The organism is Pseudomonas oleovorans subsp. oleovorans, assembly GCF_002197815.1.
Lineage (GTDB): Bacteria > Pseudomonadota > Gammaproteobacteria > Pseudomonadales > Pseudomonadaceae > Aquipseudomonas > Aquipseudomonas oleovorans.
Genome location: NZ_NIUB01000066.1, coordinates 1 through 10,359 on the forward strand (window position 1 = coordinate 1; position 10,359 = coordinate 10,359).

The window sequence follows — 10,359 nt, forward strand, 5'->3', positions numbered from 1 at the left end:
TGCCTTCCGCTAGCACTTCCCCTTGCCGGGCGTGCAGAGGACTTTCACCTCCAAGTCGTCCGGTTCACCACCACAGTGAACCGAACAGCGCCAGTCACGGCGCTACGCGCCATGCCTGGCGCACCCACAAAAAACCCGCCACAGGGGCGGGCTCCTTGTAGCTAGCCGTCCTCAGATGGGGCGGCTGCCGTATTTGCTGTCGGGCTTCTTGGGCGGGTCGGCGACCACGTTGGGCTCCACCTCCTGCACCTTGCCGCCACGGGCGAGGAACTCTTCCATGGCGCGGGCCAGGGCGTCGCGCTCCTTCTGCTTGGCTTCGATGCTCGGCAGCTCGTCAACCTCGACAGCCTTGGCCTTGCTCTTCTTGCTGCTGGCTACGACCTCGCCATCGCCTTCATCGTCGCCACTGTCGCCGTCATCGGCAGCAGCCAGTTCCTCACCGTCGTCCTCGTCGGCCGCTTCCAGATCATCTTGTTCCAGGTCTTCGTCGCTCATGTTCAACCTCATGACTTGCGAAAAGCAGGTTAGTTATAGCCCAGTCGCGCAGTGAACACCGCACCACCGGAAAAATTCAAATAGCCTCGCCCTGCAGGGTCGCCACCACTCGCCGAGCACCGCCATGATCGCGATGCTCGCCCAGGTAAATACCCTGCCAGGTGCCCAGCGCCAGCCGTCCCTGCTGTATCGGCAGCTGCAGCTGAACGCCCAGCAGACTGCCCTTGAAGTGCGCCGGCAAATCGTCCGGCCCTTCGTCATCGTGCTCGTAGCCTGCCTCACCCTGCGGCACCAGGCGGTTGAAGAAGCGCTCGAAATCCCGGCGCACTGCAGGGTCGGCGTTCTCGTTGACCGTCAGCGATGCCGAGGTGTGCTGCAGCCATAGGCTCAGCAGACCGACACGCACCTGCGCCAGTTCCGGCAATGCGCCCAGCACCTCTTCGGTCACCAGATGAAAACCGCGCTCACGCGGACGCAGACTGATGATGCGTTGCTGCCACATGCCGCTCTCACTCTCGATGGCTCCAGCGCGCGCATTCTAGCGTGCTGCCAGAAAAAACAAAGGGCGCCTAAAGGCGCCCTTGTCATTCCCGGCGAAACTCACTTCTTGCCAGTGAACTCCGGGTAGGCTTCCATGCCGCATTCGGCGATGTCCACACCCTCGTATTCCTCTTCTTCGCTGACGCGCAGGCCGATCACCGCCTTGATGATGCTCCACACGATCAGGCTGGCGATGAACACCCAGGCGAAGATGCTGACGATACCCAGCAGCTGGGCGCCCAGCGACGCGTCTTCGTTGGTCAGGCAGACGGCCAGGATGCCCCAGATGCCGACCACGCCATGCACGGAGATGGCACCAACCGGGTCGTCGATCTTCACCTTGTCCAGACCGAGGATGGAGAACACCACCAGCGCACCACCCACGCCACCGATCAGGGTGGCCTGCAGGGCGCTCGGGGTCAGCGGCTCGGCAGTGATGGCCACCAGGCCAGCCAGCGCACCGTTCAGCGCCATGGTCAGGTCAGCCTTGCCGAACAGCAGACGGGCCACGATCAACGCGACGATCAGGCCACCGGCTGCAGCCATGTTGGTGTTGGTGAACACCTGGGCCACGGCGTTGGCGTCTTCGATGGTGCTCATCTTCAGCTGCGAACCACCGTTGAAACCGAACCAGCCCATCCACAGGATGAAGGTACCGAGCGTGGCCAGCGGCAGGTTGGCACCCGGAATGGCGTTGACCTGGCCGTTCGGGCCGTATTTGCCCTTACGCGCGCCCAGTAGCAGTACACCAGCCAGAGCGGCGGAAGCACCGGCCATGTGCACGACACCGGAGCCGGCATAGTCGAGGTAACCAGCGGCATCCAGGAAACCACCGCCCCACTTCCAGAAACCCTGGACCGGGTAGATGAAGCCAGTCATGACCACAGCGAAGGCCAGGAAAGCCCAAAGCTTCATACGTTCAGCGACAGCACCGGAAACGATCGACATGCAGGTCGCAGCGAACACGATCTGGAAGAAGAAGTCCGAACGGGCCGAGTAGTAAGGTGCATCGTCGCCACCAGCCAGAACGGCCTCAGTGGTGTTCTCGTCACCGATCAGGAAACCCAGGCTTGGCAGAATGCCGCCTTCCGGGCTGGAGTACATGATGTAGTAGCCAACCAGCAGATACATCACGCTGGCGGTGGCATACAGCGCCACGTTCTTGGTCAGGATCTCGGTGGTGTTCTTGGCACGCACCAGGCCGGATTCGAGCATGGCAAAACCTGCCGCCATCCACATCACCAGGGCACCACAGATCAGAAAGTAGAAGGTATCGAAGCCGTACTGCAATGCAGTCAATGCTGTGTTATCCATTTTTCACCTCTTGCCGGCGCTTTCGTTGTGCGCTGTTCGGTTGAAACGTCCGGGTTGGCTCAGGACGCGTTCCGCATGCTTTACAGGTCGTTGCCACGCTCGTTCTGGATCACCGGAACCCCTGCGCCACAAGGCGACCAGGCATTCCCATCACTAGGCCAAGCGCGAGACCCGAAGAGGATCTGGCACAGCAGAGCGGCGAGGGCATCGCCTGCTCCGGCATTGGCCCTCGAAAACGGCGTGTGAGCAGAATTCGAGGACAAAAGGGCTCCTAGCCCTGCGAAAGTTCGCAGAGTCATGGGTTTACTCCTGGGGCGTGGGGTTCGGAGGCTTGTTAGATCGCGTCGGTATCGGTTTCGCCGGTACGAATACGGATCGCCTGTTCCAGGTTGACTACGAAAATCTTGCCGTCACCGATCTTGCCGGTGTTGGCAGCCTTGGTGATGGCCTCGATCACACGATCGAGCTGATCGTCAGCGATGGCCACGTCGATCTTCACCTTGGGCAGAAAATCGACCACATACTCGGCACCGCGATACAGCTCGGTATGGCCTTTCTGACGGCCGAAGCCCTTGACCTCGGTGACGGTAATGCCCTGCACGCCGATCTCCGACAGTGACTCGCGCACGTCGTCCAGCTTGAACGGCTTGATGATGGCAGTGACTAGTTTCATGAAACGTTCTCCCGTGAAAGGTGGACATGCCCCAGGAATTGCGAACCCGGGCCAAGTCTAAGCGCAGTGTCTGGCTTTTGTAATGCACCGACCGCTCCAGCCTGGCGTGATCGATACCCACCAACCGCTCCCGACGAAACACTCCCCCGCTTCGCCTGCAGCACCAGAACTGCATCGGTGCATGCGTCGCTGGGGCCTAAGCAGAAAGCTTGCCAGCTCACGCAAAAGCGCTATCTATCAAGCCTTTAACAGCTTCCAGCCACGGTGACCGGCCATTCACGTCGAATGCAACGCACAAACTTGGTGCATTAGCATATTGATTAATGCTCAAAAATCGTGCAATCCGTGTTAGACCGCCCCGCCGGTGGCTGCGTGCTACACTGCCGACCGTCTGTTTACGGAACCTGATCATGCTGCCGCCGAAAGCCTTGCTCGACACTCTCAGTAGCCACGCCTCGCGTATTTTCAGCGGCGACAGCCCGCTGCCTCGCGCCGAACTGGAAGCGCAGTTCAAAGCCCTGCTGCAGAGCGGCTTCAGCAAGCTCGATTTGGTCAGCCGGGAAGAGTTCGACAGCCAGATGGTGGTTCTCGCCCGCACCCGCGCTCGCCTCGAGGCGCTGGAAGCAAAGGTCGCCGAACTGGAAGCCAAGCTCACCGCCGCAGACTAAGGTTATGTTGTAGGAGCGGCTTCAGCCGCGAACAGGCTTCGCGGCTGAAGCCGCTCCTATAGCAGGCCGTTGAAAAACGTAGGCGAGGCCGGCAAGACAATACCGATGGCGGCCCCGCAAAAACGGCCGAAAAAAGCACTGGGCCCGCACTCGGGTTTACGTGCTGTAAATGAGCATTTTGACTGGGCTCGCACGCGAGGCCGTTTTTAACGCAGTATTGCCAACGCAGGTAGTTTTTCAACAGCCTGATAGGCACTGCACCCCACTTGATCAAGGAGCGATCATGTCCCTGGCCATCGTTCACAGCCGCGCCCAGGTCGGCGTCGAAGCACCGGCCGTCACCGTCGAAGCGCACCTGGCCAACGGCCTACCCTCCCTGACGCTGGTGGGCCTGCCGGAGACAGCAGTCAAGGAGAGCAAGGATCGCGTGCGCAGCGCCATCCTCAATGCCGCCTTCGAGTTTCCCAGCAAACGCATCACCTTGAATCTTGCGCCTGCAGATCTGCCAAAAGACGGTGGTCGCTTCGATCTCGCCATCGCCCTGGGGATTCTCGCGGCCAGCGGCCAGGTGCCGGCTCAATCCCTGGACGAATGCGAATGCCTGGGCGAACTGGCGCTGTCCGGCGCGGTGCGTCCCGTGCAGGGCGTATTGCCGGCAGCCCTGGCCGCGCGCGCAGCCGGGCGCACCCTATTGGTGCCACAGGCCAATGCCGAAGAGGCCAGCCTGGCCTCAGGGCTGAAGGTAATCGCCGTCGAGCACCTGCTGCAGATCGCCGCGCACCTCAACGGCAGTGCTCCTCTCGAACCCTACGCCGCCCAAGGTCTGCTCAGGCAGAGCCTGCCCTATCCGGATCTGGCTGAAGTGCAGGGCCAGTTGGCCGCCAAACGTGCGTTGCTGGTGGCGGCCGCCGGCTCACACAACCTGCTGCTCAGCGGCCCACCCGGCACTGGCAAAACCCTGCTGGCCAGCCGCCTGCCAGGCTTGCTACCTGCGCTTGACGAAAACGAGGCGCTGCAGGTAGCCGCGATCCATTCGGTGGCCAGCCATACGCCGCTGCAGCACTGGCCGCAGAGACCCTTTCGCACCCCGCACCACAGCGCCTCCGGCCCGGCATTGGTGGGTGGCGGCAGTCGCCCGCAGCCTGGCGAAATAACCTTGGCCCATATGGGCATCCTGTTCCTTGATGAGCTGCCGGAATTCGATAGGAAGGTGCTGGAAGTGCTGCGCGAACCGCTGGAAAGCGGCCATATCGTGATTGCCCGGGCACGCGACAAGGTGCGTTTCCCGGCGCGTTTTCAGCTCGTTGCCGCCATGAATCCCTGCCCTTGCGGCTACCTCGGCGACCCCAGCAACCGCTGTCGCTGTACCCCGGAGCAGATCCAGCGCTACCGCGCCAAGTTGTCGGGCCCGCTCCTTGATCGCATCGACCTGCACCTGACGGTCGCCCGCGAAACCACAGCCCTGAATGCCCCGCCGCAGGATGGCGAAAGCACTGCGCAGGCAGCAGCCAAGGTGGCGCAGGCACGTGAGCGGCAATTGCAACGCCAGGGCGTGGCCAACGCCTTTCTCGACCTACCCGGTCTGCGCCAACACTGCGCATTGAGCGACACGGATCGCCAGTGGCTGGAAAGCGCCTGCGAACGTCTCGGCCTGTCACTACGCGCCGCGCACCGAGTGCTCAAGGTGGCGCGCACGCTGGCAGATCTGGCGGAGCAGCAGCACATCAGCCGTGCTCACCTGGCCGAAGCGCTGCAGTATCGCCCCGCAGCAGGGTGACTCAACGGAAGCGCTCGACCTCCTGACGCAACTGCGAGGCCAGATGCTCCAGTTCGCGCGCAGTATCGGCCAGGTTGGCCACCACTTCACGCTGCTCACCATTGGTGTGGGCGATGCTCTGCAGGTTGGCGCTGAGCACGGTCGCGGTGCTGCTCTGCTCGCTGGTGGCGGTGGTGATGGCGGCGAATTGCTCACCGGCGGCATCGCTCTGCTCGCTGATCTGCGCCAGCGCTGACGCCACCTTGGCGTTGCGCTCCAGACCGTCCTGCATCAACTGTCGGCCGTGCTCCATGGTGGCGATGGCGCTGCTGGTCTCGCTCTGGATGCTGCCGATCATGGTGGAAATCTCGTTGGTCGCCTCACGGGTGCGTCCAGCCAGGTTGCGCACTTCATCGGCGACCACGGCAAAACCACGCCCCTACTCGCCGGCACGCGCAGCTTCGATGGCAGCGTTGAGCGCCAGCAGGTTAGTCTGGTCGGCAATCGCGGTAATCACGCTGACGATGCCGCCGATCTCCTGGGAACGCTGACCGAGGCCGTTGATCACCGTGGAGGTCTGCTCAAGGGCTTCGGCAATCTGCACCAGCGCCTCGGAGGCCTGATCCATCGAGGTACGGCCAATGCGCGTCTGCTCGGCATTGGCACTGGCCAGGCGCTCGGTGTTGCGCATGTTGTCGGCGATGTTCTGCGAAGTGGCGCTGAACTCCTCCACCGCGCCGGCCATGCTGCTGATCTCGCCCGACTGCTGATCGATGCCCTGGCAGGCATCGCGCGACAGCGTCGACATCGACTGCGAGCGCGCACTGACATCCTGAGCCGCACTGCGAATGCCCGCGACCATGTTCGCCAGCGCCTCGCCCATGCGGTTGAAGCTGCGCGCCAGCTCACCAATCTCATCATCACTGGACTGCGCCATGCGCGCGCCGAGATCACCAGCGCCGAGCGCCTGCGCCTGTTGCACCAGATCGCCCAGCGGCCGCAGTTTGCGGCGCAGCAGCCAGACCACGGCGATCACCGCCAGCAGCAGGGTCAGTGCGCTACCGATAGCCAGCTGGGTACCGACACGCCAGGTAACGGCCTGAATTTCCTCGCGCGGCATGCTCGCCAGCACCATCCAGGGTCCGCCGGTAAAGGGCATGGCGACGCTGTAGAATTCATTCTGACCATCGTTCCAGAAACCGCCGTCCCCCGAGTGAGCGATCAGCTCGCCTAGGGCTGCCGGCAGTGTATCCACAGCGCCAGTGCCAGCGGGCTTGACCAGCCACTTGCCGTGCTCGTCGAGCAGGGCAAGTGAGCCCGTTTCGCCAATCCGAAATTCGCTCAGTTTTTTGAATTGCAGCTTCTGCGCATCGGTGTAGTCGAAGCCGACGAACAGCACGGCAATGACCTGCCCACTGCCATCACGCATTGGGGTGTACTGGGTCATGTAGTTGCGGTCGAAGAGCAAAGCCCGGCCTACGTAATTCTGCCCGGCCAGCAGGCGCTGATAGGCCGGGTGCTGATGATCAAGCGCCGTTCCCAGAGCACGAGTACCATCATGCTTGGTCAGCGAGGTGGTGATGCGAATGAATTCGCTACCGTCACGCACGAATACCGTGGCCACACCCGCTGTCATGCGCGTGAAGTCATCGACCTCAGTGAACTCGTTGTTCAAGCGCGTAGCGCCCAGGTAAAGCGCAGGTGTCTGCAGGCTGCCGACGCTCACACGCTCTTCACTGCGTACCTGCAGCCCTATGCTGAAGCGCTGTTCGAACAATCCAGCCAGACGCTGCGTGCTCTCACGCAAGCTGCCGTGGAAGGTTTCGAGCTGGTCGGCCAGCAGCCCCGCCTCGCTGCCCAGGTGCTTTTCGCGAGTGACCAGATTGGCCTCGTTGAGTGAGCGCAGGGCAAACAGAGTGCTGACGCTGATCAGTAGCACCAGCACCAAAGCCAGCATGGCAGCCAGTTGCAGGGCTATACGAGAGCGAGGAGGATTCATGAGGACTCCAGGTGTGCGCCCATGGGCATATGGGCAGATAACTCAGGCAATTTCGATACCACCCAGCCGTCATGTGACTCGGCGAAAGGGCGCGAGGATACTTGAGCATTCAGCTCGGTCAATATCCAAGCGCCATAAGGTCGTCATTTATTATCAAAACAGCGTTACAGAGTGATGATTGATAGGTTTTATCGATCACTAAATAGATGCTGGCACTCATACCCACAGAGAGCAGCCTGGCCACACTACAGTCGGCCTGCCCGGTCTTGGATGGCCGTCAGCGCCCTGAGCGCTGGCCATGACCGTTCAGCGCAAACGCTCGACCCCGGGCAGTGCCAGCGCGGCGACCTCCGCCAGCAAGTAGTCACGCAAACGCTGCAGACGTGTCTGCGCACGATGTCCACGCGGCCACACCATATAGTAGCTGTCGCCACTGAATACCGCCGTCGGCCAGGGCACGCCTAGCCGGCCGGCATTCACGTCCTCGGCCACCATCAGCAGATCACCAATGGACACGCCATAGCCGCGTGCCGCCGCAACGATGCCCAATTCGAGCATGTCGAACAGCTGCCCGGTCTTCAGCGGCACCTGTTCGATCAGGCCTGTAGCCTGCAACCAACGCCGCCAGTCGCGGCGATCCGGCGTCGGGTGCAGTTGCTCCGCCGCGCGCAGCCGCGCCAGCGACCAGGGGCCGGCCTCAGAATCGCCGGCAGCGCACACCGGAATCAGCCACTCCTCGAACAGCAGCACGCTCTCCCACTCATCTGGAAACTGACCATCGGACAGCAGCACCGCGCAGTCGAAGGGTTCATGGCGGAAGTCGACCTTGTCCACATCCATCCAGGCGCTGGTGAGCTGCACCTCGCTGTCCGGGTTGGCCAGACGAAAGTGCGACAGGCGCGCCAGCAACCAACGCATGGTCAGGGTCGACGGCGCCTTCAGACGCAACACCTCGTCGTCTGCGCGCAGGGCGGCGCTGGCGCGCTCCAGTGCATCGAAGCCGTCGCTCAGCCCTGGCAACAGAGCACGGGCGGGATCGGTCAGGTGCAGGCTGCGGCCACGACGCTCGAACAGACGACAGGCGAAGTACTCCTCCAGCGTGCGGATGTGTCGGCTTACCGCGCTCTGGGTGATGGCCAGTTCTTCAGCTGCACGGGTGAAGGAGGCATGCCGTGCCGCGGCCTCGAAGGCGCGCAGGGCGTACAGCGGTGGAAGACGACGCGTCACCGCATCGAACCATGAGTTTTGATCATGCCTGGCATGGCTATTTTCCTTTTGTGGGCATTCGCTACAAACCAGAGAATAGCTGTCATTGCTCATCCCCCGACAGTCTGGGGATGCTTACCCTGCCGAAGTTTTACTCATCATGAAGAACTCCCTTGGCCACGAGTTGGCTGCGTTGCTGCGCCTGGCCGGTCCGCTGATCTCCGCCCAACTGGCCCACGCGCTGATGATTTTCACCGACACGCTGATGATGGCCATGCTCGGCCCGCAGCAATTGGCCGGTGGCGCACTGGGTGCCACCTGCTATTTCATCTTCTCGATCTTCTGCACCGGGGTGATCGCCGCGGTGGGCAGCCTGATCGCCATCCGCCATGGCGCGGGCGATCCGCGGGGTATCACGCGTCTGATCCAGAACGGCCTGTGGCTGGCCATGCTGCTGGGCGTAGCCAGTGCGCTGTGCCTCAACAGTCTGGGCCCGCTGCTGCCGCATCTGGGTCAGGACCCAGGCGCGGCCAGCCAGGCCATGGAGTTCCTGCGCCCACTGTCGCTGGCCCTGCCTGGCTACCTGTGCTTCATGGCGCTGCGCGGCTTCACCAGTGCCATCGGTCATCCCGGCCCGGTGATGGCCATCAGCATCGCCGGTACAATCGCCAACTTCGTCATCAACTATGCGCTGATCAAGGGCTGGTTCGGCCTGCCCAGCCTGGGCCTGAGCGGCATCGGCATGACCACTGCGCTGGTCAGCAGCGCCATGGCACTGGCATTGGCGCTGTACATCCTGCTCTCGCCGACCTATCACCGCTACAAACTGCGGGGCGGTGTGGGCCGCCCACAAGGGGCGGAAATGCGCGCCCTGCTGCGCCTGGGCCTGCCCATTGGCGGTACCTACGCCGCCGAGCAAGGGCTGTTCACCTTCGCCACCCTGTGCATGGGCGCGCTTGGCAGTGTGCAACTGGCGGCACATCAGATCGCCATGCAGACCGTGGCGCTGGCGTTCATCGTGCCGCAAGGGCTGTCCTATGCGGTGACCTTCCGCGTCGGCCTGCATTACGGTGCCGGGCATCTGCACCTGTCGCGCCTCAGCGGCCATCTGGGCATGGCCCTGGGAGCGGCGTTGATGCTGCTGTTTGCCCTGCTGTTCTGGCTGCTGCCGGAGTGGATCATCGGCCTGTTCCTCGACCGCCACGACCCGGCGTTCGCCAATATCGTCACCCTCGCGGTCAGCCTGCTGGCGATCGCCGCCTGGTTCGAGCTGTTCGATGGTTTGCAGAGCATCGCCATGGGCGCGATCCGCGGGCTGAACGACGGCCGCACCACCCTGCTGATCGGTCTGACTGGCTACTGGTGCGTGGGCGCACCGCTGGTCTGGCTGTTCGCCTTCGCCCTTGGCTGGGGCGCACAGGGCGTCTGGTGGGGCCTGGCTGCCGGCCTGGCGGTAACGGCGAGCGGTCTGGTGCTGGGCTTCCAGTGGAAGACTGCGCGGCTGCAGCGGCCGAACAGGATAGAGGGCGAGGTCTATCTGTCGTAGCCCGGATGCAATCCGGGGAATGCCCGGCACACGGTCCCGGATTGCATCCGTATATGGACTCCTCCCGTTTTGCCAGTGAAATAATCTGCCTCTGAACCTAGGTACGACTGCTTCCGTATATTCGACTTCTGATAAGGCGTTAGCCTTGAGCCATGATGAATT

8 protein-coding genes and 1 pseudogene are annotated in these 10,359 nt (G+C 62.7%); 3 read left to right on the plus strand and 6 right to left on the minus strand.

What is annotated here, in order from left to right:
• Positions 1-171 precede the first annotated feature (171 nt).
• The 4 genes from sutA to glnK form a co-directional block, all read right to left on the minus strand.
• Positions 172-495: a transcriptional regulator SutA gene (gene sutA, locus PSOLE_RS22810; protein ID WP_074861275.1), complete on the minus strand. Its 324-nt coding sequence runs from the start codon at positions 493-495 to the stop codon at positions 172-174.
• Positions 496-571: 76 nt separating this feature from the next.
• Positions 572-997 carry a secondary thiamine-phosphate synthase enzyme YjbQ gene (locus PSOLE_RS22815; RefSeq protein WP_074861277.1) on the minus strand — a complete coding sequence of 142 codons (426 nt, stop codon included), beginning with the start codon at positions 995-997 and terminating at the stop codon, positions 572-574.
• 98 nt (positions 998-1,095) lie between these two features.
• Positions 1,096-2,349, minus strand: coding sequence for an ammonium transporter (locus PSOLE_RS22820; RefSeq protein WP_074861280.1), 1,254 nt, complete (start codon positions 2,347-2,349; stop codon positions 1,096-1,098).
• Positions 2,350-2,683: 334 nt separating this feature from the next.
• The gene (glnK, locus tag PSOLE_RS22825; RefSeq protein ID WP_003096476.1) at positions 2,684-3,022 is read right to left on the minus strand and encodes a P-II family nitrogen regulator; all 339 of its coding nucleotides are present in this window, start codon (positions 3,020-3,022) and stop codon (positions 2,684-2,686) included.
• Between the two features lie 410 nt (positions 3,023-3,432).
• On the opposite strand from glnK, the gene PSOLE_RS22830 reads away from it, so the two are divergent.
• The gene (locus PSOLE_RS22830) at positions 3,433-3,690 is read left to right on the plus strand and encodes an accessory factor UbiK family protein (RefSeq protein ID WP_039964191.1); all 258 of its coding nucleotides are present in this window, start codon (positions 3,433-3,435) and stop codon (positions 3,688-3,690) included.
• Between the two features lie 283 nt (positions 3,691-3,973).
• Positions 3,974-5,467: a YifB family Mg chelatase-like AAA ATPase gene (locus PSOLE_RS22835; RefSeq protein WP_074861282.1), complete on the plus strand. Its 1,494-nt coding sequence runs from the start codon at positions 3,974-3,976 to the stop codon at positions 5,465-5,467.
• A 1-nt stretch (position 5,468) separates the two neighbouring features.
• Here the strand turns inward: PSOLE_RS22835 and PSOLE_RS22840 are convergent.
• Positions 5,469-7,445 (minus strand): annotated as a pseudogene (locus PSOLE_RS22840) (methyl-accepting chemotaxis protein).
• 306 nt (positions 7,446-7,751) lie between these two features.
• Complete coding sequence (locus PSOLE_RS22845) at positions 7,752-8,672, minus strand: LysR substrate-binding domain-containing protein (RefSeq protein WP_074861284.1); 921 nt, start codon at positions 8,670-8,672, stop codon at positions 7,752-7,754.
• Between the two features lie 139 nt (positions 8,673-8,811).
• Here PSOLE_RS22845 and PSOLE_RS22850 point away from each other — a divergent pair, with 139 nt between their 5' ends.
• Positions 8,812-10,197, plus strand: coding sequence for a NorM family multidrug efflux MATE transporter (locus PSOLE_RS22850; protein WP_074861286.1), 1,386 nt, complete (start codon positions 8,812-8,814; stop codon positions 10,195-10,197).
• The last annotated feature ends 162 nt before the right edge of the window (positions 10,198-10,359 follow it).

Coding starts and splice junctions, on each gene's coding strand:
- PSOLE_RS22830 (WP_039964191.1), top strand. CDS start 3,433: ATGCTGCCGCCGAAAGCCTTGCTCGACACTCTCAGTAGCCACGCCTCG.
- sutA (WP_074861275.1), bottom strand. CDS start 495: ATGAGCGACGAAGACCTGGAACAAGATGATCTGGAAGCGGCCGACGAG.
- PSOLE_RS22835 (WP_074861282.1), top strand. CDS start 3,974: ATGTCCCTGGCCATCGTTCACAGCCGCGCCCAGGTCGGCGTCGAAGCA.
- PSOLE_RS22820 (WP_074861280.1), bottom strand. CDS start 2,349: ATGGATAACACAGCATTGACTGCATTGCAGTACGGCTTCGATACCTTC.
- glnK (WP_003096476.1), bottom strand. CDS start 3,022: ATGAAACTAGTCACTGCCATCATCAAGCCGTTCAAGCTGGACGACGTG.
- PSOLE_RS22815 (WP_074861277.1), bottom strand. CDS start 997: ATGTGGCAGCAACGCATCATCAGTCTGCGTCCGCGTGAGCGCGGTTTT.
- PSOLE_RS22850 (WP_074861286.1), top strand. CDS start 8,812: ATGAAGAACTCCCTTGGCCACGAGTTGGCTGCGTTGCTGCGCCTGGCC.